Source organism: Xanthobacter oligotrophicus (assembly GCF_008364685.1).
GTDB lineage: Bacteria > Pseudomonadota > Alphaproteobacteria > Rhizobiales > Xanthobacteraceae > Xanthobacter > Xanthobacter oligotrophicus.
This window is the reverse complement of sequence record NZ_VTTL01000015.1, coordinates 1-23,486: the sequence shown is the minus strand read 5'-3', so window position 1 is coordinate 23,486 and position 23,486 is coordinate 1. Positions and strand designations below refer to the sequence as shown.

Sequence of the window (23,486 nt, the reverse complement as noted above, 5' to 3'; positions counted from 1 at the left end):
GATGCGGCTTTCTTTCGGCTGGAGACGGTTTGAACACCGCCGTCCACCGAGGCGCCCGCCTCAGGTGGCGGGCTTGGGAGCGGGAGCGGCGGTCTCGGCCGGGGTATCGGCGGGCTTCGGCTTGGGCTTGGGCTTCGGCGCGGGAACCGAGCCGGCGGTGACCGGCGCCTGGGGCTGCACCTGCTTCTTCTGGGCGGTGCCGCTCGCCGGCTTGTCGCCGGAGGTGCTGGCGGTCGCGCTCTTGGGCTTGGCCGCAGCCTTGGGCTCGTCGCCAGCACTGGCAGTTGCGGTCGTCGGCTTGCTGCCGGCGGTCTTGGGCTTCGGTTTCGAGGCGTCCTTGGCAGCCGGCTTCGTCCCATCGCCGCTTTCGGCGGACGCGCTCTCAGAGCCGGCGGACGCCTTGGCCTGCTTGGTGTCCTTGGCGCCCGGCTTCTTCTTCGGCTTCTCCTCCTCGGGATAGGCCGTGGCGAGATCCTGCGGCGCGCCGCGGGTGCCCACATAGACCACCACCGGCGGCATGGAGGGCGGCAGGGTCTGGAGCAGCTCGGCGCCGGACTTGGGCAGCACCGGCGCGGCAAAGGCGAAACCGCCGCTGCCGCCTTCGGACTCGTCGTCGGCCTCGGAGGCGGTCACGGCACGCTTGCCGCCGCAGACCTCGGGCTTCATGTCGTAGGCCGGGCCGCCGGTGTTGGAAATGTTGGACAGAAGCGGCTGCGCCGCCCCGAACACGCCCCAGGACGACTGGAAGCCCTTCTCGAACATCAGCGCCGCCTGCTCGGTGCGGGCGGTGCCCGAGCGGGCGCCCAGGATCACGGCGATGAGGCGCTTGTTGCCGCGGGTGGCGGTGGCGACGAGATTGTAGCCGGAGCCGCAGACGAAGCCGGTCTTCATGCCGTCGGCGCCGGGATAGCGGTCGATCAGGCGGTTGTAGTTGCGCAGCACCGCCTTGCCGATCTTGATGGCCGGGATGCGGAACAGGGCCTCGTGCTCGGGGAAATGATAGATGATGGCCCGCGCCAGGATGGCGAGGTCACGGGCGGTGGTGATCTGGTCCGGGTCCGGCAGGCCGTTGGGATTTTCGAAATGGGTGCCGCTCATGCCGAGATGAGCGGCCGTGGTGTTCATCTCCGAAACGAAGGCGGGCATGGAGCCGGCGACGCCTTCGCCCACCACCCAGGCCATGTCGTTGGCGGACTTCACCAGCACCATCTTCATGGCGTTGTCGAGGGTGACCACGGTGCCCGGCTTGAAGCCCATCTTGGAGGGCTGCTGGGAGGCGGCGGCGGCCGAGACGGTAAGCGGCGTGTCGAGGGTGAGACGCCCGTTCTTCACCGCGTTGAGCGCCACATAGATGGTCATCAGCTTGGTGACGGAGGCGGGATGCCAGGGCCGGCCGGCTTCCTTCTGCTCGATCACCCGGCCGGTGTCGGCTTCCACCAGGAGCACCGGATTGGCCTGCGCGGGATGGACGAGGAGCGAGCCGGCGAGCGCGAGGCCGAGCACCGCAGCGGCAAGACCACGACCAAGACCGAGACAAAGTCCACGGCCGGCATCGCCCATGGAAGTCGCCCGGGCGCCGGGACTGGATTTCGTGCGCGCCAACCGCTCAGCTCCCGTGTCAGCCAGAATAGCTCATCACCCTATAGTTCCTTCATTACCCGCTTTCGCCCCGCCGCGAAAGCCGCAATAGGGCGGCGCAAGGCGAGCAATGGCGCCAAAGGACAGGTTCTGTTTGCCACATTCTTGCCCCAGTCCGGGGAATGCCGGAATTGGGCTCCAGAAAACCTTTCCGCCGCGTTACGTTTCCACGATGGGGTGCGCCACGACCGGATGGGCCGCATCCGCCGCGCCGGTCATGAACTGGGCGCGGGCTAGGGCGGCGAACCGGCCGCCGAGGTTCACCAGCTCGTCGAAGGTACCGGCCTCCACCACGCAGCCGCGCTCGAACACCAGGATACGGTCGGCATTGCGCACGGTGGCGAGGCGATGGGCGATGACCAGGGTGGTGCGGTCCTTCATCACCTCGTCGAGGGCGGCCTGCACCTTTACTTCCGTGGCGGCATCCAGCGCGCTCGTGGCCTCGTCGAGGATGAGGATGGGCGGGTTCTTCAGCAACGCGCGGGCGATGGACAGGCGCTGGCGCTCGCCGCCGGACAGCGCCCGCCCGCGCTCGCCCACCACCGCCTTGAGGCCAAGGGGATTGCGCTCCACCAGCTCCAGCGCCTGGGCGCGGGACAGCGCCTCGCGCATCTCCGCCTCGGTGGCGTCGGGCTTGCCGACCCTGAGGTTGTCCTCAATGGAGCGGTTGAACAAAAGCGGCTCCTGGAACACCACGCCGATGGCATGGCGCAGGGACGACAGCGTCACGTCGCGGATGTCCACGCCGTCGATACGGATCGAGCCCGACTGGGGGTCGAACACCCGGTGCAGCAACGCCAGCGCGGTGGACTTGCCCGCCCCGGTGGTGCCCACGAAGGCAAACGTCTGGCCCGGCGCCGCATGGAAGGTGACATCCTCCACCGCCGTGCGCTTGCCGTCGTAGGAGAAGGAGACGTCGTCGAACACCACGTCGCCCACCACCTGCGGCAAGGGCTTCGCGCCCGGCCGGTCGCGCACCGAGCCCACCGTGTCCAGCACCTCGAAGAACTGGGCGAGCTGCGGGGCGGACATGAGCAGCTGGTTGAAGAAGCTCACCGTATGGTCGAGCCGGCCGATGAGCATGTTGGCGAAGGCCACGTAGGTGACGATGTCGCCGATGGCGGCCATGTTGTGCAGATAGAGCCAGGTGCCGATGAGCAGGATGGCGAGGATGGTGAGCGTGGTCGCCGCCTTGGTGGCCATGGACACCATGGCCCACCACGACAGCACCGGGATCTGCACCGCCAGCACCCGGTTCACCGTGGCCTTGAGGCCGGACACCTCGGCCTCGGTGCGGGTGTAGCTCTGGATCACCGCCACATTGCCCAGCGCGTCGGAGGTCTGCTCGGCGAGGTCGGAATTATATTCCTCCACCTCCCGCTGCATGGCCTCGGTGCGGCGGATGACATAGCCGGTGACGATGCCGAACACCGCCATCAGCACGATCAGCACCAGGCCCAGCCGCCAGTTGATCCAGATACCCACCGGCACCAGCACCACCAGCGAGATGATGGCGGCGCAATCCTCCCGGAAGAAGGAGAGCCACAGGCCCCACAGGGAGTCCACGCCCTCCAGCATCACCTTCAGCAGGCGGCCGGAATGGGTCTCGCCGTGGAAGCTGAGGGGCAGTTGCAGCACGTGCTCGAAATATTGCGTCAGGATGCCGAGGCGGCGGCGGTGGGAGAGCCGGTCCGCATGCAGCGAGATCAGCACCCCGGCGCCGATGTTGAACAGCCCGAAGCCCACCCAGGCGGCGAGCAGGGGGGTGAGATCGTCGAAGGTGGGCAGGCGGGAGGCGGCCTTCGTGGCGGCCAGCGTATCCACGATGCGGCCGAACAGGATGGGCTCGGCGAACTGGGCGATGGCCAGCATCAGGTTGGACACCACCAGCAGCGCCCCAAGCCTGGCTTCAGGTCCCAACAGGCCGATGGTGCGGGCATAGACGCGAAAAAGGCTCATGGTCGCGGGCTTCCCGTGCCAGTGTCCCGCCACAAGAGCGAAGCGCAGGCGCGGGCGCAAGGGGGTGGATCAAAGCGGGGGGCTTGCGGAAGAGAGCAGCGATGGTCGTGTGCCAAGCCCCAGGTACCGGACGCGGTCACCTTCCGATACCAACCCGCACGCTCCGGATTGACGCGCGGGCTTCCCGCCCCTATAAGCCGACCCCGAACTCAGGCGGCTGCGGCGGCCGGAGCCCAGACCTCATTGCGTGCGTCGAACTCGGTATCAAACCTGGTTTCGAGCCGCGAACGGGGGCCGGCCACAAGCGCCGGCGCAGCTTCGCTGCCGGGGTCCGATGCCTCAAGCCACGCAAGATACCCGGAGATTTGACCGTGAAGCGCACCTATCAACCCAGCAAGCTCGTGCGCAAGCGCCGCCACGGCTTCCGTGCGCGCATGGCGACCCGCAACGGCCGCAAGATCATCGCCGCCCGCCGCAACCACGGCCGCCAGCGCCTGTCCGCCTGAGGGGTGGACATTCGCGGAGCTGCCCAGCTTGGATCATCTCCGCAAACGCCGTGACTTCCTCGCAGCCGCCAAGGCCGAACGGGCCGGGGCGACCTCGTTCCTGATGCAGGGCCGCGATCGCGGCGATGCCGGAACGGTGCGCGTGGGCTTCACGGTCACCAAGAAGACCGGCAACTCGGTGGTGCGCAATCGCATCCGCCGCCGTCTGCGCGAGGCCGTGCGCCGCGTGCTGCCCGAAACGGGCCGGCCCGGCTTCGACTACGTGCTGGTGGCGCGCGAAGCCGCGCTGCGCACCCCCTTCGAGACCCTGGTACGGGAGATCGAGCGCAGCGTGCGCAAGGTCCACACGCCCAAGGTTCCGGGGGCCAAGACGCACATCCGAAAGACCGGTGCGCCGAAGACCAGCGCATCCGAGCCCAACGCGGCTGACCCCAATGCTCCGCACGGCGCCCGCAAGGCGGAAGGCCGGCCGGAGCACCCCGCGTCCACCGGAGGGGCCGGCGCCGCGGCCGGCACACCTATCCCCCCATCCGACGACATGAAGCCGACGCCCGCCGACGGAGCCTTCCGGCATGACTGACAACCGCAACATGTTCATCGCCATCGGCCTGTCGCTGGCGATCCTCATTGGCTGGCAATTCTTCTTCGGCATTCCACAGGCCGAGCGCCAGCGCCAGGCGGCCGAGCAGCAGCGCATCGCCCAGCAGGCGCAGCAGCAGACGCCGGGTGCGACACCCGGCACGACAGCTGGGGCCACCCCCGGCTCCGCCGGCGTACCGCAGGCGGGCAGCCCCGTCCCGGCGCGGCCCCTGACCCGCGAGGAAGCCCTCGCCCTGACCCCCCGCACCGCCATCGAGACCCCGCGCCTCAAGGGCTCCATCGCGCTCAAGGGCGGTCGCGTGGACGACCTGCTGCTCACCGAGTATCACGAGACGGTGGACCCCAAGAGCCCGAACATCGTGCTCCTGTCCCCCTCCGGCGCGCCCAATCCGTTCTATGCGGAATTCGGCTGGACCGCGGCCGCCGGCACCGGCGTGAAGGTGCCCGGCCCCGACACCGTGTGGACCACCAGCGGCACCCTGACCGAGAAGACCCCGCTGACCCTCAGCTGGGACAACGGCGCGGGCCTGATCTTCCACCGCACCTACACCATCGACGACCATTACATGTTCGCGGTGAAGGACGAGGTGGAGAACAAGACCGGCGCGGCGGTGACGCTCTATCCCTACGCCCTCGTCTCCCGCCACGGCATCCCGCACGTGGCCGGCTTCTACATCCTGCACGAAGGCCTCATCGGCGTGCTGGGCGAAAGCGGCCTGCAGGAGATCACCTACGCCAAGATGGACAAGGAGAAGCCCCACACCTTCTCCGCCACCGGCGGCTGGCTGGGCATCACCGACAAATATTGGGCGGCCACCGTCATCCCCGACCAGAGCGTGAAGGTGGATGCCAAGTTCTCCACCTCCACCTTCGCCGGCACCCAGACCTTCCAGGCCGACTATCTCGCCGCCCCGCTCACCGTGGAGCCCGGCGCGACCGTCGCGGCTAAGGGCCAGCTCTTCGCCGGCGCCAAGGTGGTGCAGGTGGTGGACGGCTACAAGACGCGCTACGGCATCGACCGCTTCGACCTGCTCATCGACTGGGGCTGGTTCTACTTCATCACCAAGCCGCTGTTCCTCGCCATCGACTGGCTGTATCGCCTGGTGGGCAATTTCGGCGTCGCCATCCTGATCATCACGGTGGCGCTGAAGGGCCTGTTCTTCCCGCTCGCCAACAAATCCTACGCCTCCATGGCGAAGATGAAGGCGGTGCAGCCGGAGGTGACCACCATCCGCGAGCGCTACGCCGACGACAAGGTGAAGCAGCAGCAGGCGCTGATGGAGCTGTACAAGAAGGAGAAGATCAATCCGGTGGCGGGCTGCCTGCCCATCCTGATCCAGATTCCGGTCTTCTTCGCCCTGTACAAGGTGCTGTTCGTGACCATCGAGATGCGGCACGCGCCGTTCTTCGGCTGGATCCGCGACCTCTCGGCGCCCGACCCCACCACCATCTTCAACCTGTTCGGGCTCATCCCGTGGGATCCGTCCTCGGTCCCGGTCATCGGTGGCTACCTGATGCTGGGCGCGTGGCCCATCATCATGGGCATCACCATGTGGGTGCAGATGAAGCTGAACCCGGCCCCGCCGGACCCCACCCAGCAGATGATCTTCAACTGGATGCCCATCATCTTCACCTTCATGCTGGCCCATTTCGCCGCCGGCCTGGTGATCTACTGGGCGTGGAACAACACGCTCTCGGTCAGCCAGCAGGCCATGATCATGAAGCGCAACGGCGTGAAGATCGAGCTGTGGGACAACATCAAGTCGGCCTTCAAGAAGAAGCAGCCGGCCAAGGGCTGAGGCGGAAGGCCGAGGGTCTCGGCCTTCCAGACCCGACACAAGGCGCCGCGCTCCCCTCGAGCGCGGCGCTTTTCTTTTGTGACCAGCCCCGAGCGGGCGTCGCTCAGGCGCCGCGCGGGCTTTAGGGGCCTTCGCTCAGGCGCCGCGCGGGCTTGGGCCCCTTACGCCGCCGGCTTCTTCTGCGGCAGGAAGCAGCGGCCGCCCTCGCCTTCCGGCATCTGCGGCAGGAAGCTGCCGCCCTCCCGGGCAAGGAAATCCAGCAGCGCCCGCCCCGCCGGCAGCAGGCGCTTTTCCTTCGCCCGCACCACCAGCCACTGGCGCACCACCGGCAGGCCCTGCACCTCCAGCACCTTGAGGCGCCCGTCCGCCACCTCCGCCGCCACCGTGTGGGCGGAGATGAAGGAGAGGCCCAGCCCCGCCATCACCGCCTGCTTGATGGTCTCGTTGGAGCCGATCTCCATGGCGATGGCCGGCTGGGCCACGCCCGCCTCCTCGAACACCCGCTCCATGAGGATGCGGGTGCCCGATCCCGGCTCGCGCACCAGCAAGGGCTCCTTCGCAAGCTCCGTGGGCGAGATGCGCCGGCCGATGAGGCGGTGTGCGGGCGGCGCGATGACCACGTGGGGGTGGTCGCCGAGGATCTGGGTCTCCGCCTCAAGCTCCGCCGGTGGACGGCCCATGACCGCCACGTCGAGGTCGAGACTCATGAGGCCGGAGATGATCTCCTCCCGGTTGCCGATCATCAGCTTCAGCTCGATCGCAGGCCGGCGCTTACGGAACGCCGCCAGCGCCATGGGCGCGAAATATTTCGCGGTGGAGACCACCCCCACCACCACCGAGCCGCGGTCGGGGCTTTTGAGCGCCGAAATCGCCCGCTCCGCCTCCTGGAGGGCATGGGCGATGCGCTGCTGGGCGGCCAGAAGCTCCGCGCCAGCGGCGGTCGGTCGCAGCCGGCCGTCGACGCGCTCGAACACGGGAACGCCGAGGTCCTCCTCCAGCGCCTTCATCTGCGCGGTCACCGCCGGCGGGCTCAAACCCATGTCCTGCGCCGCTTTGGCGTAGGAGCCGGAGGCCGCGGCAAGGGCCACCAGGCGCAGCTGCTTCAGGGTCCAGTGGGAGGCCATTTCAGATTTCCTGAATGCTTAGTTCATATCATTCAAATTTACCTAAATCGGGTCATGGGGCAAGGTCCCTCCAACAAGCAAGGAGGGCCGCCATCATGGGTGCCGACGCCGCCATCGGGCAGATCAAGGACGCCAAGAAGAGGTACGCCGCCGGCGTGCTCAAGTACGCCCAGATGGGCTACTGGGACGGCGACTACCAGCCGAAGGACACCGATGTCCTGGCCCTGTTCCGCATCACGCCGCAGGACGGCGTGGACGCGGTGGAAGCCGCTGCGGCGGTCGCGGGCGAAAGCTCCACCGCCACCTGGACCGTGGTGTGGACCGACCGCCTCACCGCCGCCGACATGTACCGCGCCAAGGCCTACAAGGTGGAGCCGGTGCCGAACCAGCCGGGGCAGTATTTCTGCTGGGTCGCCTACGACCTCGACCTGTTCGAGGAAGGCTCCATCGCCAACCTGACCGCGTCGATCATCGGCAACGTCTTCTCGTTCAAGCCGCTCAAGGCCTGCCGCCTGGAAGACATGCGCCTGCCGGTGGCCTATGTGAAGACCTTCCGCGGCCCGCCCACCGGCATCGTGGTGGAGCGCGAGCGCCTCGACAAGTTCGGCCGGCCCCTTCTGGGCGCCACCACCAAGCCCAAGCTCGGCCTTTCCGGCAAGAATTACGGCCGCGTGGTCTATGAGGGGCTCAAGGGCGGCCTCGACTTCGTGAAGGACGACGAGAACATCAACTCGCAGCCCTTCATGCACTGGCGCGACCGCTTCCTCTATTGCATGGAAGCCGTCAACAAGGCCCAGGCCGAGACCGGCGAGGTGAAGGGGCACTACCTCAACATCACCGCCGGCACCATGGAAGAGATGTACCGCCGCGCGCAGTTCGCCAAGGATCTCGGCTCAGTGGTGGTGATGGTGGACCTCATCGTGGGCTGGACCGCGATCCAGTCCATCTCCAACTGGTGCCGCGAAAACGACGTGCTGCTGCACATGCACCGCGCCGGCCATGGCACCTACACGCGCCAGAAGGGCCACGGCATCTCGTTCCGCGTCATCGCGAAATGGCTGCGCCTCGCCGGCGTCGACCATCTCCACACCGGCACCGCGGTGGGCAAGCTGGAAGGCGATCCCATGACCGTGCAGGGCTACTACAACGTCTGCCGCGAGACCGTGACCAAGACCGACTACACCCGCGGCCTCTTCTTCGACCAGGACTGGGCCGGCCTGCGCAAGGTGATGCCGGTGGCCTCCGGCGGCATCCATGCCGGCCAGATGCACCAGCTCATCGACCTGTTCGGCGAGGATGTGGTGCTTCAGTTCGGCGGCGGCACCATCGGCCATCCCGACGGCATCCAGGCCGGCGCCATCGCCAACCGCGTCGCGCTGGAAACCATGATCCTGGCCCGCAACGAAGGCCGGGACATCAAGAACGAGGGTCCCGAAATCCTCATCGAGGCCGCCAAGTGGTGCCGTCCGCTGCGCGCCGCCCTCGATACCTGGGGCGAGGTGACCTTCAACTACGCCTCCACCGACACGTCCGACTTCGTTCCCACCGCGTCCGTGGCCTGAGGAGAGGAAACATGCGCATCACCCAAGGCACCTTCTCCTTCCTGCCGGATCTCACGCCGGCCCAGGTCCGCGCCCAGGTGCAATACTGCCTGGACCAGGGCTGGGCGGTCTCGGTCGAACACACGGACGACCCGCACCCGCGCAACACCTATTGGGAAATGTGGGGCCCGCCCATGTTCGACCTGCGCGACGCCGCCGGCGTCGTCGGCGAGATCGACGGCTGCCGCTCCGCCTTCCCCACGCGCTATGTGCGGGTCAATGCCTTCGACTCCACCCGCGGGTGGGAGACCGTGCGCCTGTCCTTCATCGTCCAGCGCCCGCCGGTGGAAGACGGCTTCCGCCTGGAGCGCACCGAAGGCCCCGGCCGCAGCCAGCACTACTCCATGCAGCACCGGCAGTATTCCGCCGGCTGATCGAACCGATTAGAGCGATTTCCTCTCGCCCTTGCTCACGGAAATCGCTCTAAAATATTGTCTTTACGCATTTTCTTCACGCGAACCGGTTCCCACTTCGCTTGAAAATGCTTCAACGTCTTGCCACTTCACCAGCGCGGCCGTTCCCACCGCGCAACTTAAGCCGAGGTTCGAGCGATGCTCAACACAGCCTTTTCCGCACCGACCGCCGCGTTGCCGGCCGAGGCCGCCGAGGGCAGGCTCGACCTCGGCGCTCTCTTTACCGAGAGCGAAGTGCCTGAATTCCTGGCCGAACTGGAGGCCGATCTCATCGGTCTCAAGCCGGTCAAGCGTCGCATCCGCGAGATCGCGGCCCACCTCGTCATCGGCCGCGCCCGGGAAACGCTGGGCCTGACCTCCGGCGCGCCGACCCTGCACATGGCCTTCACCGGCAACCCCGGCACCGGCAAGACCACCGTCGCCCTCAAGATGGCGCAGATCCTCCATCGCCTGGGATATGTGCGACGTGGTCATCTTGTCTCGGTGACGCGGGACGATCTCGTGGGTCAATATATCGGCCACACGGCACCGAAAACAAAAGAGATTCTTAAGAAAGCCATGGGCGGGGTCCTCTTCATAGACGAGGCTTATTATCTGTACCGGCCCGAAAACGAGCGGGATTACGGGCAGGAAGCCATCGAGATCCTGCTCCAGGTCATGGAAAACCAGCGGGACGATCTGGTCGTGATCCTCGCCGGCTACAAGGACCGCATGGATCGCTTCTTCGAGAGCAATCCCGGCTTTCGCTCGCGCATCGCCCACCACATCGACTTCCCCGACTACGAGGACGCCGAGCTGGTCTCCATCGCCAGGACCATGGCGGAGGCGGCCGACTACACCTTCAGCCCCGAGGCCGAGGTGGCGCTGGAGGAGTATGTCACCAAGCGCCGGGCACAGCCCAATTTCGCCAATGCGCGGTCCATCCGCAACGCCCTCGACCGCATGCGCCTGCGCCTGTCGCTGCGCCTGTTCGAGGACGGGGGCCTCGCCGACCGCGCCGCGCTCTCGACCATCACCGAAGGCGACGTGCGCGCCAGCCGTGTGTTCTCGGGGGGCATCGATGCCCCCGACTACAAGCCCCGCAACGCCTGAAACAGGCTGCGGGACCAAAAACACCGATGACGGCCCGCCGAACGGGCCGCGCGGAGAGGACCCTTGGAGCCGGATCCGGTCATGCTGTCACGGCCTGATCGGTGAATCCCCTCCAGAACCAAGGACAGAGACCGCCTGGCGACCCGGTTGCGCAGCAATCGCGTTCCAAAGCGGGCTCGAGGGAGACGACCGCCATGCCAACCGCCGATCATCGCGCCGCCGCACCCGGAATCACGCTTGCCTGCGCCCTCGAGGAATGGGCGGGCGAGGACGCCCGCCGCCGCGATGTCGCCGCGACCCTCGACGCGCTCGCCGCAGGCACCATCCAGCTCGCCCGCGCCATCGCCGAGGGGCCGCTCGCCGGCGACCTCGCGCGCACCCTCTCGTCCGGCGAAGCCGGCGAGGGCCAGAAGGCGCTCGACATCATCTCCAACGACATGGTCATCAACGCCCTGCGCAAGGCGCCCGTCGCCGCCGTCGCCTCCGAGGAGAACGACGCGCCGGTGCTGCTCGATCCCGCAGCCCCGCTGCTGGTGGCCATCGACCCGCTGGACGGCTCGTCCAACATCGACACTTGCATCTCGGTGGGCACCATCTTCGCCGTGTTCCCGCACCAGGACGGCACCGACGCCGCCAGCGTCGCCGCCTTCCTGCAGAACGGGCGCGCCATGCTCGCCGGCGGCTATGTGATCTACGGGCCGCACACCGCGCTGATGCTCACGGTGGGCGCCGGCACCTGGCACTTCGCCCTTGATCAGGAAGGCACCTTCCGTCTCGTGAACGCGGCGGTGCGGGTGAAGGAAGGCGCGGCCGAGTTCGCCATCAACATGTCGAACTACCACCACTGGGACGATCCGATCCGCGCCTATGTGGACGATTGCCTGGCCGGCAAGAAGGGCCCGCGCGAGCGCGAGTTCAACATGCGGTGGGTGGCGTCCATGGTGGCGGATGCGCACCGCATCTTCCAGCGCGGCGGCATCTATCTGTATCCCGGCGACGGCCGCAAGGGCTACACCCACGGCCGCCTGCGCCTGCTCTACGAAGCCTTCCCGGTGGCCTTCCTGATGGAACAGGCCCAGGGCTCGGCCATCGACGGGCGCGGCTCGATCCTCGACCTGTCGGCCACCGGCGTGCACCAGCGCGTGCCCTTCATCTTCGGCTCGCGCGACGAGGTGGCCCGCGCCGCCCGCTATCACCTGGAGCCCTCGGGCCACGGCGAGCGCTCGCCGCTGTTCGCGCGGCGCGGCCTGTTCATCTGATCCCGGCAGCCAAGACACAGAAGAGCCGAGCACTCCATGTCCATCAAGCATCCCATCATCGTCGTCACCGGTTCGTCGGGCGCCGGGACGACTTCCGTGAAGCGCACCTTCGAGCAGATCTTCTACCGTGAGAAGGTCAAGGCCGCCTTCGTGGAGGGCGACGCCTTCCACCGCTACAACCGCCTGGAAATGCGTGAGCTGATGGCCGCCGAGGCGACCAAGGGCAACCGCCACTTCAGCCATTTCTCGCCCGACACCAACCTGCTCGACGAGCTGGGCACCCTGTTCAAGGACTATGGCGCCACCGGCGCCGGCCGCACCCGCCACTATGTCCACGACGCCCAGGAGGCCAAGCTCTACGGCGCCGAGCCCGGCAACTTCACCGACTGGGAGGACGTGGGCGCCGGTACCGACCTGTTGTTCTACGAAGGCCTGCACGGCGCGGTGGTGACCGACGACATCAACCTTGCCCAGCATGCCGACCTGAAGATCGGCGTGGTGCCGGTGATCAATCTCGAGTGGATCCAGAAGATCCATCGCGACAAGTCCACCCGCGGCTATTCCACGGAAGATGTCACCGACACCATCCTGCGGCGCATGCCCGATTACGTGCGCTACATCTGCCCGCAATTCACCGAGACCGACATCAACTTCCAGCGCGTGCCGACGGTGGACACCTCCAACCCGTTCGCCGCGCGCTGGATCCCGACGCCGGACGAATCGATGGTCGTCATCCGCTTCCGCGACCCCCACGGCATCGATTTTCCGTACCTGCTGTCGATGATCCACGACAGCTTCATGTCGCGGGCGAACTCCATCGTCATCCCCGGCAACAAGCAGGATCTCGCCATGCAGCTGCTGCTGACGCCGCTGATCATGAAGCTGATCGACAGGAAACGCCGCGCCGGCTGAGGCGCGCACGCTTCCCCTTCCCCGCGCCGGGGGAAGGGTGAGGGGGAGGGCGGCACGTCCGGGAGCCCAGCCTTAGGGGTGTTTCGGACGCGTGGCTGCCGCCCTCCCCGCCTCCCTTTTGCGGCGACATGATTTTCCTCCCCGCGCAGGGGAGACACGCGAGGGGGTCTGGTGCCGCCACCTTCGCGATCCCGGACCTATGGCCATGGCACCCCCCTTTCCCACCCCTCCCCCGCGCCGGGGAAGGCGGGACGACCGCGAAGGGGCAATGAAGGTTGAAGGGAGACGAGCCATGACTGCTCACGCCAGGACCACGCAGGCCACCGCCACACAGGCCACCACGGCAGACGCCGTCCCGACGCTGGACCGCAGCCCCGGCTCCCTCGCCTGGCCGGTGACGGCGGCCCTGCGCGCGCTCGCCATGGATGGCGTGGAGCAGGCGAAATCCGGCCATCCCGGCGCGCCGCTGGGCATGGCGGACATCTCCGCCGTGCTGTGGCGCGAGCACCTGCGCCACAATCCCGCCGACCCCGCGTGGCCCGACCGCGACCGCTTCGTGCTGTCCAACGGGCACGGCTCCATGCTGATCTACGCGCTGCTCCATCTCACCGGCTACGACCTGCCGGTGGCGGAGCTGAAGCGCTTTCGGCAGGTCCATTCGCGCACCCCCGGCCATCCCGAATACGGCATGACCCCCGGCGTGGAGACCACCACCGGCCCCCTGGGCCAGGGCCTCGCCAATGCGGTGGGCATGGCGCTCGCCGAGAAGACGCTGGCCGCCCAGTTCAACCGGCCGGGCCTTGCGATCGTCGATCACCGCACCTTCGTCTTCCTCGGCGACGGCTGCCTGATGGAGGGCGTGAGCCACGAGGCCTGTTCGCTCGCCGGCCGGCTCGGCCTCGGCAAGCTCGTCGCCTATTATGACGACAACGGCATCTCCATCGACGGCAAGGTGGAGGAGTGGTTCGCGGACGACACCCCTGCCCGCTTCGAGGCCTATGGCTGGCATGTGGTGCGCAACGTGGACGGCCACGATCCCGCCGCCGTGCGCGCCGCCACCGAGGCGGCGCTGGCGCAGGGCAAGCCTTCCCTCATCTGCTGCAAGACCGTCATCGGCCGCGGCGCGCCCACGAAGCAGGGCCACCAGGACACCCACGGCGCCCCGCTCGGACCGGACGAGATCGCCCGCACCCGCACCGCCATGGGCTGGGATCATGCCCCCTTCGAGATCCCGGAAGACATCTATGCCCAGTGGGACGCCCGCAAGGTGGGTGCCGCGCGCCAGCAGGCGTGGGAGGCCCGCATGGTGGCCTACGAGCGCGCCTATCCCAAGGAGGCGGCCGAGTTCCGCCGCCGCCTCAAGGGTGACCTCTCCCCCGTGTTCGCCGACACCTATGCGACGGTGCTGAAGACCACCCTTGAGAAGGCCGAGACGGTGGCGACCCGCAAGGCGAGCCAGCAGGCCCTGGCCGCGCTCGCCCCGGCGGTGCCGGAATTTCTCGGCGGCTCGGCGGACCTTGCCCATTCCAACCTCACCACCTTTCCCGGCGCGGTGCCGGTGACGCGCGATCCGGCCGGCAACCAGATCTATTACGGCGTGCGCGAGTTCGGCATGTCGGCCATGGCCAACGGCATCGCTCTGCACGGCGGCTTCATCCCGTTCGTGGCCACCTTCCTGGTGTTCTCGGACTATGCCCGCAACGCCATGCGCATGAGCGCGCTCATGGGCCAAAGAGTGATCTACATCCTCACCCACGATTCCATCGGCCTCGGCGAGGATGGCCCGACCCACCAGCCGGTGGAGCACGTGGAGAGTCTGCGCCTCATCCCCAACCTCGACGTGTGGCGCCCCTGCGACACGGTGGAAACGCTCGCCGCCTGGCATGCGGCGCTGACCCGCACCGACGGCCCTTCCGCCCTCATCCTGTCGCGCCAGAACCTGCCGGTGTGGCCGCGCTCGGACGCGCAGGTGGAGGCCATTGCCGGCGGCGGCTATGTGCTGCGCGAGAGCGAGGGGGTGCCCCGCGCCATCCTGGTGGCCACCGGCTCCGAGGTGAAGCTGGCGGTGGCGGCAGCCGAGGCGCTGGACACGGCGGGCATTGCGACCCGCATCGTCTCCATGCCCTGCCGTGAGCGCTTCGAGGCGCTGACCGAGACCGAGCGCGCGGCGCTGTTCCCGAAGGGTGTGCCGGTGGTGGCGGTGGAAGCGGGCGTCACCCGCGGCTGGCGCGGCCTGACCGGCACCCGAGAGGAGGGCGTGACCGTCATCGGCATCGACCGCTTCGGCGAATCCGCCCCGGAGAAGGATCTGTGGCCCCTGTTCGGCTTCACCGTCGAGAAGGTGGCCGAGGCGGTGCGCCGCGCGGTGGGGTGAAGGTCAGCCCCCCTCCCGAGAGAGGGGCGGCCCATGAACGAACGATTTTGCGAACCCGAGAGGAGAGGACAATGGCCCTCGTTTCCATGCGCCAGCTGCTCGACCATGCGGCGGAGCTTTCCTACGGCCTGCCGGCCTTCAACGTGAACAACATGGAGCAGGTGAAGGCGATCATGGACGCGGCCCGCGCCACGTCCTCCCCCGTCATCCTCCAGGGCTCGGCCGGCGCCCGCAAATATGCCGGCGAGGCCTTCCTGCGCCACCTCATCGCCGCCGCCGTGGAGGCCTATCCCGAGATCCCGGTGGTGATGCACCAGGACCACGGCGCCTCCCCCGCCGTGTGCATGGGCGCCATCAAATCCGGCTTCTCCTCGGTGATGATGGACGGCTCCCTGAAGGAGGACGGCAAGACCCCCGCCGACTATGACTACAACGCCGCCGTCACCGCCAAGGTGGTGGAGCTGGCCCATGCGGTGGGCGTCTCGGTGGAAGGGGAGCTGGGCTGTCTCGGCTCGCTGGAGACCGGCAAGGGCGAGGCCGAGGACGGCCACGGCGCCGAAGGGGCCCTCGACCACGACAAGCTGCTGACCGATCCGGAAGAGGCGGCCCAGTTCGTGAAGGCGACCCAGTGCGACGCACTGGCCATCGCCATCGGCACCTCCCACGGCGCCTACAAGTTCACCCGCAAGCCTACCGGCGACATCCTTGCCATCGACCGCGTCAAGGCCATCCACCAGCGCATTCCCACCACCCATCTGGTGATGCACGGCTCGTCCTCGGTGCCGCAGGAGCTGCTGGAGGAGATCCGCACCTATGGCGGCGACATCCCGGAGACCTATGGCGTGCCGGTGGAGGAGATCCAGGAGGGCATCCGCTACGGCGTGCGCAAGGTGAACATCGACACCGACATCCGCCTCGCCATGACCGCCGGCATGCGCCGCGTGGGCGCGAAGAACAAGTCGGAGTTCGACCCGCGCAAGTTCCTCGCCGCCGCCATGGAAGAGGCCAGGAAGGTGTGCATCAATCGCTTCGAGGCGTTCGGGGCCGCCGGCAAGGCGGACAAGATCCGCCCCATCGAGCTGGACGACATGGCCAAGCGCTACGCCTCCGGCGAGCTCAAGCAGGTGGTGCACTGAGTGCCGCTGGCGCCAACGCGGCGCCGTGACGTATAGGAGTTCGAAGAGAAAGCCGTCATGCCCGGCCTCGTGCCGGGCATCCACGCCGAGCCGCCCGCGCGCCGTTCCGGAATGTGCGCGAGGCTGCGGGGCGTGGATGACCGGGACAAGCCCGGCCATGACAGCCCTGTGCGAAGACGCGCGCGGCTCGCTGCGACCCGTCCACCAAGATATTGCAGGAGACCCCCATGGCCCGCGCTTATCCCATCATCGCCCCGTCCATCCTCTCGGCCGATTTCACCCGCCTCGGTGCCGAGGTGGACGCGGTGCTTGAGGGCGGCGCGGAATGGATTCACTTCGACGTGATGGACAATCATTACGTCCCCAACCTCACCATCGGCCCGCTGGTGCTGCAATCCCTGCGCAAGGTCACGAAGGCCTTCGTGGACGTGCACCTGATGGTGAAGCCGGTGGACGGCATGATCGAGGCGTTCGCGGCCGCCGGCGCCGACCTCATCTCCTTCCATCCGGAGGCGAGCGAGCATGTGGACCGCTCGCTCCAGCTCATCCGCTCCAAGGGGGTAAAGTCCGGGCTGGTGCTCAATCCGGCGACGCCGCTCAGCGTGCTCGACTACACGCTGGAGCATCTCGACCTGGTGCTGGTGATGTCGGTGAACCCCGGCTTCGGCGGGCAGGCCTTCATTCCCGGCGCGCTGGACAAGCTGAAGGCCATCCGCGAACGCATCGATGCCTCCGGCCGCGACATTCGCCTGGAAGTAGATGGCGGCGTGAAGGTGGACAATATCGGCGCCATCGCGGCGGCCGGGGCCGACACCTTCGTGGCCGGCAGCGCCATCTACGGCGCCAAGGATTATGGCGCCACCATCGCCGCCATGAAGCGCGAGATCGCCAGCGCGACGGGAACCGCCGCCGCGGCGTGAGGATTGCCGGCAGCGCAGGCCCTCGCCTGTTCTGATTGAAAACGCACCGTCATGGCCGGGCTCGTCCCGGCCATCCACGCCGAGGGGCCGGAACAAACTTCAGATGTTGCGGTAAGCGGTAAGGCGTGGATGCCCGGGACGAGCCCGGGCATGACGCAGTGAGAAAACGACGAAGAATCGGCGCAGGTATGGCACGCTTATGCCCTCGCCTCCGCGCGAAATAGCAGCCCCCCCCCTCAGCCCTTCCGCGTCAGCAGGAACACCGCCTGCTCGCCGAGCAGGTTCCACACCCACCACGGCATGTTTACCCGCACCCGGTGGCCGGAAGAATCCAGCGCCACCGCCCGCTCGATGCGCGCGTCCAGCAGCTCCGCCAGCGCCACGAAATCGCGGATGGTGCAGAAGTGGATGTTGGGGGTCTCGTACCAGGACATGGGCATGTTGTCGGTCACCGGCATGCGGCCATTGACCATGAGGTCGAGCCGCGAGCGCCAGTGGCCGAAATTGGGGAAGGACACCACGGCGCGGCGGCCGATGCGCAGCATCTGCTCCAGCACCCAGCGCGGGCGGCGGGTGGCCTGCAGGGTCTGGCTGAGAATCACATAATCGAAGGCGTCGTCGGGATAATGGGCAAGGTCGACATCCGCGTCGCCCTGCACCACGGCAAGGCCACGCGCCACCCCCGCATTCACCCCCTCGCGAGACAATTCGATGCCGCGCGCATCGCAGCCCCGCGTGGTGGCGAGCAGCTCCAGCAGCTCGCCGTCGCCCGCGCCCACGTCGAGCACGCGCGAGCCCGGCGCCACCATCTCCGCCACGACCACGAGATCGACGCGCCCACCCTGCAGGCGCACCACGCCCTCGTCCAGCACCGGTTCGCCGAAGACTGCTTCCCTTGGCGCCATCTCAGGCCTGCCGTGTGGCCGGCAGGCCGAAGGCCCGCGCCGCGCTGTCGAGGAAGCCGCGGGTGATGGCGGTCAGCTCCGGCTCGTGCAGCAGGAAGGCGTCGTGGCCCTTGTCGCTGTCGATCTCGGTGAAGGACACGTTCGCCCCCGAGGCGTTGAGCGCATGGACGATGGCGCGCGAATCCTCCGTGGGAAACAGCCAGTCCGAGGTGAAGGAGACCACGCAGAAGCGCGTCTTCGAGCCCCGGAAGGCGTTGGCCAGCACGCCGCCATGGTCGGCGGCGAGGTCGAAATAATCCATGGCGCGGGTCACGTAGAGATAGGAATTGGGATCGAAGCGCTGCACGAAGCTTTCGCCCTGGTGCCGCAGATAGCTTTCCACCTGGAAGTCGGCGTCGAAGCCGAAGGTGGGCATCTCGCGGTTCTGCAGGCGCCGGCCGAACTTGTTGTGCAGGGACTGGTCCGACATGTAGGTGATGTGGGCCGCCATGCGCGCCACGGCGAGCCCGCGATGGGGCGTCACCCCATCCGCGAGATAGTGCCCGCCGCGCCAGTCGGGATCGGCCATCACCGCCTGCCGGCCGACCTCGTGGAAGGCGATGTTCTGCGCCGAATGACGCGCGCCGGTGGCGATGGGCAGGGCCGAGAACACCCGCTCGGGATAGCTCGCCGCCCATTGCAGCACCTGCATGCCGCCCATGGAGCCGCCGGCCACGCACAGCAGCTTGTCGATGCCCAGATGGTCGAGCAGCATGGCCTGGGCGTTGACCATATCGCGGATGGTCACCACCGGCATGTCGAGCCCATAGGGCTGGCCGGTCAGGGGATTGGTGGAGGCCGGCCCGGTCGAGCCCATGCAGCCGCCGAGCACGTTGGCGCAGATGACGTAGAAGCGCTCCGTATCGATGGGCTTGCCGGGACCCACCAGCGTTTCCCACCAACCCGGCTTGCCGGTGACGGGATTGAGGCTTGCCGCGTGCTGGTCGCCGGTCAGCGCATGGCACACCAGGATGGCGTTGGAGCGCGCCGCGTTGGGCTCGCCATAGGTCTGGTAGGCGATCTGCAGGTGCGACAGCTCCACCCCCGCGTCGAGCTTCAGCGGGTTGCGGGCGCCGAAGCGCGCCACCGGGGAGCGAGGATCGTCCGCCTCGCGCCGGGCCTGGAGGGCGGATGCTCCGGTGGCATCTTGGAGGGTGGCGTCCTGTTGGACGAAAGAAGTCATGGGCGAACCAAGCGACGCGGGCGCGCACCTGTCAAGCGCAGGCACGCACGCCGCGGGAGCGGAGCGGAACAGGCCGCGCGCGGCAGAAAGCCGTGCAGCGCTCCAGATAGATGGGCAACCTTCGCAAAATTGTAAGCCGGCGTGTGGATAAGTAGTCCGCCGCAGAGACGGCTGGAGCATCCTGTCGCCTCAAGCCAAGGGCGGTGGCGGACGCGCTCCTGGCTGGAGTTCGGGGTCGGCGGGTGGGGGACGATATGAAGGATCCGGTTCAGAAGACCATCGGCTACCGGCTGACCCATACCGCGCGGTTGCAGAAGGCGCTGTCCGCGCGGCTGCTGGCGACGCTGGGCCTGTTTCCGGGCCAGGAAGCGGTACTCAAGCTTTTGTGCGAACAGGACGGCCGCACCATGGGTGACCTCGCCGGAGCCCTGCGCGTGCGTCCGCCCACGGCGTCGAAGACCATCGCCCGCCTCACCACCCAGGGCCTGGTGGAACGCCGCACCACCGACGGCGACGGCCGGCTGGTGCGGGTGTTCCTCAGCGAAGCCGGCCGCGAGCGCGGCGCCTCCATCGACAGCGTGTGGGAGCAGCTCGAGGGCGAGATGGTGGCTGGGCTCGACAACAAGGAAAAGAAGCGCCTGCGCAAGCTGCTGCGCAAGGTGGAGAAGAACCTCGCCCACCGCCTCGGCGCCGACGGCGGCATCGACGACGAGCCCGACCTCGGCGAGGACGACGACGACAATTGAGGGCCCGGCCCCGCAGGCATTTTCAGGGGAACTGGCGGACCGGGAGGGATGCCGTGGGTTTTCCACCCGGAAGCGTCCGCCCCCGGCCCTTTGAAGGCTGACAGCCCCGGTGTTTCGCCGGTGTTGCTTTGCGGCGTTCCGCCATCGCTGTCAGGCGGTTCCGCTCCGGACATCGGATGGGGTCTTTCCTGAAACCGGCACAGACGGTCTGGCTATTTCAATCGATTAGAGACAAACTGCGCGCCGAGGCATCCAACGCTCGCAGGGGCGTTCAGGATGGACTGCGACGCACCTGACCTTCGCCCTTTCCGCAACAGGACAGGCGACCGGCTGCGTCGTGTTCGAGTTGGGAGGCTGATCTTCGCGGGGGTGAAATCCCGGCGGATCCCGCCTTCCATCACCAACAACGGCCGGCACGGCCGCTCAAGACGGGGGAAACATGCCCAACGCCATCGACCTCAAGGACCGCATCGCCATCGTCACCGGCGGCGCGCAGGGCATCGGCCGCGCCGTGGTGGAGCGCTTCATCGCCTCCGGCGCCCGCGTTGCCATCTTCGACCGCGACACGGAGCTTGCCGTGAAGACCGCCGACGAACTCGGCCGCGCCCGCGTCATGCCCGTGACCGTCGACGTGACCAGCCGCGAAAACGTGGAGCAGGGCGTCGCCGAGGTGATCGCCGCGTTCGGCAAGATCGACATCCTCGTCAACAACGCCGGCATCGCCGGACCCAACCTGAAGCTGTGGGACTACCCCGAGGACGCCTGGCACCAGGTGATGGCCATCAATGTGGACGGCCCCTTCTTCTGCTGCCGCGCCGTGGCGCCGCACATGATCGCGAAGGGCTACGGCCGCATCGTCAACGTGGCCTCCATCGCCGGCAAGGAAGGCAATCCCAACGCCTCCGCCTATTCGGCCTCCAAGGCCGCCGTCATCGCCCTCACCAAGTCGCTGGGCAAGGAACTGGCGGAATACGACATCGCGGTGAACTGCGTGACGCCGGCTGCGGCAAAGACCGCCATTTTCGACCAGCTCAGCCAGCAGCACATCGACTATATGCTGTCGAAGATTCCGCGCGGGCGATTCCTGGCCGTGGAGGAGGCGGCGGCCACCATCGCCTTTGCCGCCTCGGCCGATTGCTCCTTCACCACCGGCGCCGTGTTCGACCTGTCGGGCGGCCGCGCCACGTATTGAGACCGAATTTGCCATGCGTGCGCCGGAAGACCACCCAGCCGCTCCGGCGCACGCCCCCTCCCCCGCCGCGACTCCGGCCCCTTATGCCGGCATCGCGCTCATGTGCGTCGCGGTGGCGAGCTTCGCGGTCACCGACACCACGGCCAAGTGGCTGAGCGGACACATCAATGTGTTCGTCGTGGTGTGGGCCCGCTACGTCATCCACTTCGCCTGCTCGCTGGTGGTGTTCAATCCCTGGACCGTGCCGGGCCTTCTGAAGACGCGCCGGCCGCTGCTGCAGATCGGCCGCTCGGCCATGCTGTTCCTGACCACGGCGCTCAACTTCACGGCGCTGCAGGTGCTGCAGCTGGACCAGACCGTGTCCATCATGTTCTCGGTGCCGTTCTTCGTCGCCCTGTTCGCCGGACCCATGCTGGGCGAGCGGGTGGACGTGCGGCGCTGGTGCGCCATCCTGGTGGGCTTCGCCGGCATCCTGCTGGTGGTGCGGCCGGGGGCCGGCGGCATCCATCCGGCCGCCATCCTGTCCCTGGGCGCGGCGGCCACCTATGCGCTCTACGCCATCACCACCCGCATGCTGGCCAAGAGCGATTCAAGCGCCACGACGCTGTTCTATTCCTCCCTCGTCGGCTCGGTGGCGGCGAGCCTGCCGTTGCCGTTCGTATGGGAGACGCCGCGCGATCCCCTGGTCATCGGCGCCATGCTGGAGCTGGGCATGGTCGCCGGCGTCGGCCATTTCCTGCTGATTCTCGCCCACGCCCGGGCGCCCGCGGCAACGCTTGCGCCATATATCTACACGCAGATCATCGCCATGATCGCGCTCGGCTGGCTGGTGTTCGGCCAGGTGCCGAGCGCCTGGACCTTGGCCGGCGCCGGCGTCGTCATCGCCTCGGGCGCCTATCTTCTGGTGATGGAATCCCGCAGCCGCCGCGTCTGAGTGGCGCGACCGAGACCTTCGAGCAAGCGCCGTCCAGGTCCGTGGAGGCTTGGCCAAGGTCCGCGGAAACGGGCGGTGTTTCTCGGCTTGGTAAAAATGCCGCTTATCCTTGGGTGCTCCCGCCCCGATGCCCCAGGGATGCCCATGCCTGTCGCCCGCCTTCTCGTCGTCGAAGGAAACACCGCCAAAGCTCGCGCCCGTCAGATTGCATTCGGCGGACAGGCCGCGAGCGAGGGCTATGCGCAGGTGCTGCGGGAGCTTTTTCCCCACCAAGTGACCGTGGACATCTGCTATCCGGCCGATCCCGGCGCCAACCAGCCCGACGCCGGCGGCATCGACGGCTATGACGGCATCGCCATCACAGGCTCATCGCTGATCATTTATCACGGCGGCATCGAGATCGCGCAGCAGATCGGGCTTCTGCGCACGGCCTTCACCACGGATGTCCCGATCTTCGGCAGCTGCTGGGGGCTGCAACTGCTTACGGTGGCGGCGGGCGGCGTGGTACGGCGCAATCCCAGGCGCCGCGAGGTGGGCTTCGGCCGGCGCATCCGCGCCACACCGGAGGGCGCACGGCATCCCATGTACGCCGGCAAACCCGCCGTATTCGAGGCCATGACGGTGCACCTCGACGAGGCGGAAACCCTGCCGGAAGGTGCGCAACTCCTTGCCACCAATGACCATTCAAACGTGCAGGCAGTGGCGCTCCAGGCCGGTCGCGCGTCCTGGCGGGGAGTGCAATATCACCCCGAATATCCGTTCCGGGAGATGGCAGCGATCTTCAGGCGCCTGCGCCCGTCGCTGGTGGCGGAGGCTTCTTCACGGACGAGGACGAGGAAGAAGCCTTCATCGCCGACCTCGAGCATTTCGAGCGCGAACCCGGCAACGCTTCTTTTGCGTGGCGGCATGGGATCGACGGCGCGGTGATCGCGCGGGAGTTTCGGACGCTGGAGATTGCCAACTGGCTCGTTGGCGAGGTGGCGCCTGGCCGGGCGCGGCGTCTTCGGGCGTTCGGGTTTTCGGATTTTCGGGCTTTGGACGCACAAAACCCCCGTCGCATGGAAGCGACGGGGGTTTTGTTGGATGTGGATATGGGCATTGCGCGATATGTGCTTTGCAGGCCTGGCAGCGACCTACTCTCCCGCGTCTTGAGA

20 protein-coding genes are annotated in these 23,486 nt (G+C 67.6%); 15 read left to right on the top strand and 5 right to left on the bottom strand.

What is annotated here, in order from left to right; translation table 11 throughout:
* Window positions 1-60: 60 nt before the first annotated feature.
* Window positions 61-1,560: a D-alanyl-D-alanine carboxypeptidase family protein gene (locus tag FZ033_RS22080; protein ID WP_232847611.1), complete on the bottom strand. Its 1,500-nt coding sequence runs from the start codon at window positions 1,558-1,560 to the stop codon at window positions 61-63.
* 237 nt (window positions 1,561-1,797) lie between these two features.
* Window positions 1,798-3,597: a glucan ABC transporter ATP-binding protein/ permease gene (locus FZ033_RS22075; RefSeq protein ID WP_149578226.1), complete on the bottom strand. Its 1,800-nt coding sequence runs from the start codon at window positions 3,595-3,597 to the stop codon at window positions 1,798-1,800.
* Window positions 3,598-3,968: 371 nt separating this feature from the next.
* On the opposite strand from FZ033_RS22075, the gene rpmH reads away from it, so the two are divergent.
* Genes rpmH through yidC form a run of 3 tightly spaced genes read left to right on the top strand, consistent with a single transcriptional unit; the run spans window position 3,969 to window position 6,502 of the window.
* Window positions 3,969-4,103: a 50S ribosomal protein L34 gene (gene rpmH, locus FZ033_RS22070; RefSeq protein ID WP_012113946.1), complete on the top strand. Its 135-nt coding sequence runs from the start codon at window positions 3,969-3,971 to the stop codon at window positions 4,101-4,103.
* A gap of 28 nt (window positions 4,104-4,131) precedes the next feature.
* Complete coding sequence (gene rnpA, locus FZ033_RS22065; RefSeq protein ID WP_149578225.1) at window positions 4,132-4,683, top strand: ribonuclease P protein component; 552 nt, start codon at window positions 4,132-4,134, stop codon at window positions 4,681-4,683.
* Entirely contained in the window at window positions 4,676-6,502 is a 1,827-nt protein-coding gene (yidC, locus tag FZ033_RS22060; protein ID WP_149578224.1) for a membrane protein insertase YidC, read from the top strand. Before rnpA ends, yidC begins: the two co-directional genes overlap by 8 nt.
* 161 nt (window positions 6,503-6,663) lie before the next feature.
* Here yidC and FZ033_RS22055 read toward each other — a convergent pair whose 3' ends face one another.
* Window positions 6,664-7,626, bottom strand: a complete 963-nt coding sequence (locus tag FZ033_RS22055; RefSeq protein ID WP_149578223.1) for a LysR family transcriptional regulator — start codon at window positions 7,624-7,626, stop codon at window positions 6,664-6,666.
* 95 nt (window positions 7,627-7,721) lie between these two features.
* On the opposite strand from FZ033_RS22055, the gene FZ033_RS22050 reads away from it, so the two are divergent.
* The 8 genes from FZ033_RS22050 to rpe all read left to right on the top strand — a co-directional run bounded on the left by FZ033_RS22050 (window position 7,722) and on the right by rpe (window position 17,333).
* Window positions 7,722-9,188, top strand: a complete 1,467-nt coding sequence (locus FZ033_RS22050; protein ID WP_149578222.1) for a form I ribulose bisphosphate carboxylase large subunit — start codon at window positions 7,722-7,724, stop codon at window positions 9,186-9,188.
* An 11-nt stretch (window positions 9,189-9,199) separates the two neighbouring features.
* Window positions 9,200-9,601 carry a ribulose bisphosphate carboxylase small subunit gene (locus FZ033_RS22045; RefSeq protein WP_149578221.1) on the top strand — a complete coding sequence of 134 codons (402 nt, stop codon included), beginning with the start codon at window positions 9,200-9,202 and terminating at the stop codon, window positions 9,599-9,601.
* 177 nt (window positions 9,602-9,778) lie between these two features.
* Window positions 9,779-10,732 (top strand): CbbX protein, encoded by a 954-nt coding sequence (gene cbbX / locus FZ033_RS22040; protein WP_149578220.1) that lies wholly within the window; start codon window positions 9,779-9,781, stop codon window positions 10,730-10,732.
* 194 nt (window positions 10,733-10,926) lie between these two features.
* Window positions 10,927-11,991, top strand: a complete 1,065-nt coding sequence (locus tag FZ033_RS22035) for a class 1 fructose-bisphosphatase (protein ID WP_149578219.1) — start codon at window positions 10,927-10,929, stop codon at window positions 11,989-11,991.
* Window positions 11,992-12,027: 36 nt separating this feature from the next.
* Window positions 12,028-12,903, top strand: coding sequence for a phosphoribulokinase (locus FZ033_RS22030; protein ID WP_012113937.1), 876 nt, complete (start codon window positions 12,028-12,030; stop codon window positions 12,901-12,903).
* 292 nt (window positions 12,904-13,195) lie between these two features.
* Window positions 13,196-15,277 carry a transketolase gene (gene tkt, locus FZ033_RS22025; RefSeq protein WP_210247936.1) on the top strand — a complete coding sequence of 694 codons (2,082 nt, stop codon included), beginning with the start codon at window positions 13,196-13,198 and terminating at the stop codon, window positions 15,275-15,277.
* 71 nt (window positions 15,278-15,348) lie between these two features.
* Entirely contained in the window at window positions 15,349-16,413 is a 1,065-nt protein-coding gene (gene fba / locus FZ033_RS22020) for a class II fructose-bisphosphate aldolase (RefSeq protein ID WP_149578218.1), read from the top strand.
* Between the two features lie 227 nt (window positions 16,414-16,640).
* Window positions 16,641-17,333: a ribulose-phosphate 3-epimerase gene (gene rpe / locus FZ033_RS22015; protein ID WP_149578217.1), complete on the top strand. Its 693-nt coding sequence runs from the start codon at window positions 16,641-16,643 to the stop codon at window positions 17,331-17,333.
* Between the two features lie 236 nt (window positions 17,334-17,569).
* On the opposite strand, the gene metW is transcribed toward rpe, so the two are convergent.
* Together metW and metX are read right to left on the bottom strand one after the other, a co-directional pair.
* The gene (metW, locus tag FZ033_RS22010) at window positions 17,570-18,238 is read right to left on the bottom strand and encodes a methionine biosynthesis protein MetW (RefSeq protein ID WP_149578216.1); all 669 of its coding nucleotides are present in this window, start codon (window positions 18,236-18,238) and stop codon (window positions 17,570-17,572) included.
* Between the two features lies 1 nt (window position 18,239).
* Window positions 18,240-19,460 (bottom strand): homoserine O-acetyltransferase MetX, encoded by a 1,221-nt coding sequence (gene metX / locus FZ033_RS22005; RefSeq protein WP_149578215.1) that lies wholly within the window; start codon window positions 19,458-19,460, stop codon window positions 18,240-18,242.
* A gap of 254 nt (window positions 19,461-19,714) precedes the next feature.
* Between metX and FZ033_RS22000 the strand changes: the two genes are divergently transcribed.
* The 4 genes from FZ033_RS22000 (at window position 19,715) to FZ033_RS21985 (ending at window position 23,259) form a co-directional block, all read left to right on the top strand.
* Window positions 19,715-20,206, top strand: a complete 492-nt coding sequence (locus FZ033_RS22000; RefSeq protein ID WP_149578214.1) for a MarR family winged helix-turn-helix transcriptional regulator — start codon at window positions 19,715-19,717, stop codon at window positions 20,204-20,206.
* 439 nt (window positions 20,207-20,645) lie between these two features.
* Complete coding sequence (locus FZ033_RS21995; protein WP_149578213.1) at window positions 20,646-21,398, top strand: SDR family NAD(P)-dependent oxidoreductase; 753 nt, start codon at window positions 20,646-20,648, stop codon at window positions 21,396-21,398.
* A gap of 13 nt (window positions 21,399-21,411) precedes the next feature.
* Complete coding sequence (locus FZ033_RS21990) at window positions 21,412-22,332, top strand: DMT family transporter (RefSeq protein ID WP_149578212.1); 921 nt, start codon at window positions 21,412-21,414, stop codon at window positions 22,330-22,332.
* 144 nt (window positions 22,333-22,476) lie between these two features.
* Window positions 22,477-23,259 (top strand): type 1 glutamine amidotransferase, encoded by a 783-nt coding sequence (locus tag FZ033_RS21985; RefSeq protein ID WP_188079632.1) that lies wholly within the window; start codon window positions 22,477-22,479, stop codon window positions 23,257-23,259.
* Window positions 23,260-23,486: the final 227 nt, after the last annotated feature.

Coding starts and splice junctions, on each gene's coding strand:
- FZ033_RS22080 (WP_232847611.1), bottom strand. CDS start 1,560: ATGGGCGATGCCGGCCGTGGACTTTGTCTCGGTCTTGGTCGTGGTCTT.
- FZ033_RS22075 (WP_149578226.1), bottom strand. CDS start 3,597: ATGAGCCTTTTTCGCGTCTATGCCCGCACCATCGGCCTGTTGGGACCT.
- yidC (WP_149578224.1), top strand. CDS start 4,676: ATGACTGACAACCGCAACATGTTCATCGCCATCGGCCTGTCGCTGGCG.
- FZ033_RS22055 (WP_149578223.1), bottom strand. CDS start 7,626: ATGGCCTCCCACTGGACCCTGAAGCAGCTGCGCCTGGTGGCCCTTGCC.
- FZ033_RS22050 (WP_149578222.1), top strand. CDS start 7,722: ATGGGTGCCGACGCCGCCATCGGGCAGATCAAGGACGCCAAGAAGAGG.
- FZ033_RS22045 (WP_149578221.1), top strand. CDS start 9,200: ATGCGCATCACCCAAGGCACCTTCTCCTTCCTGCCGGATCTCACGCCG.
- cbbX (WP_149578220.1), top strand. CDS start 9,779: ATGCTCAACACAGCCTTTTCCGCACCGACCGCCGCGTTGCCGGCCGAG.
- FZ033_RS22035 (WP_149578219.1), top strand. CDS start 10,927: ATGCCAACCGCCGATCATCGCGCCGCCGCACCCGGAATCACGCTTGCC.
- FZ033_RS22030 (WP_012113937.1), top strand. CDS start 12,028: ATGTCCATCAAGCATCCCATCATCGTCGTCACCGGTTCGTCGGGCGCC.
- tkt (WP_210247936.1), top strand. CDS start 13,196: ATGACTGCTCACGCCAGGACCACGCAGGCCACCGCCACACAGGCCACC.
- fba (WP_149578218.1), top strand. CDS start 15,349: ATGGCCCTCGTTTCCATGCGCCAGCTGCTCGACCATGCGGCGGAGCTT.
- rpe (WP_149578217.1), top strand. CDS start 16,641: ATGGCCCGCGCTTATCCCATCATCGCCCCGTCCATCCTCTCGGCCGAT.
- metW (WP_149578216.1), bottom strand. CDS start 18,238: ATGGCGCCAAGGGAAGCAGTCTTCGGCGAACCGGTGCTGGACGAGGGC.
- metX (WP_149578215.1), bottom strand. CDS start 19,460: ATGACTTCTTTCGTCCAACAGGACGCCACCCTCCAAGATGCCACCGGA.
- FZ033_RS22000 (WP_149578214.1), top strand. CDS start 19,715: ATGAAGGATCCGGTTCAGAAGACCATCGGCTACCGGCTGACCCATACC.
- FZ033_RS21995 (WP_149578213.1), top strand. CDS start 20,646: ATGCCCAACGCCATCGACCTCAAGGACCGCATCGCCATCGTCACCGGC.
- FZ033_RS21990 (WP_149578212.1), top strand. CDS start 21,412: ATGCGTGCGCCGGAAGACCACCCAGCCGCTCCGGCGCACGCCCCCTCC.
- FZ033_RS21985 (WP_188079632.1), top strand. CDS start 22,477: ATGCCTGTCGCCCGCCTTCTCGTCGTCGAAGGAAACACCGCCAAAGCT.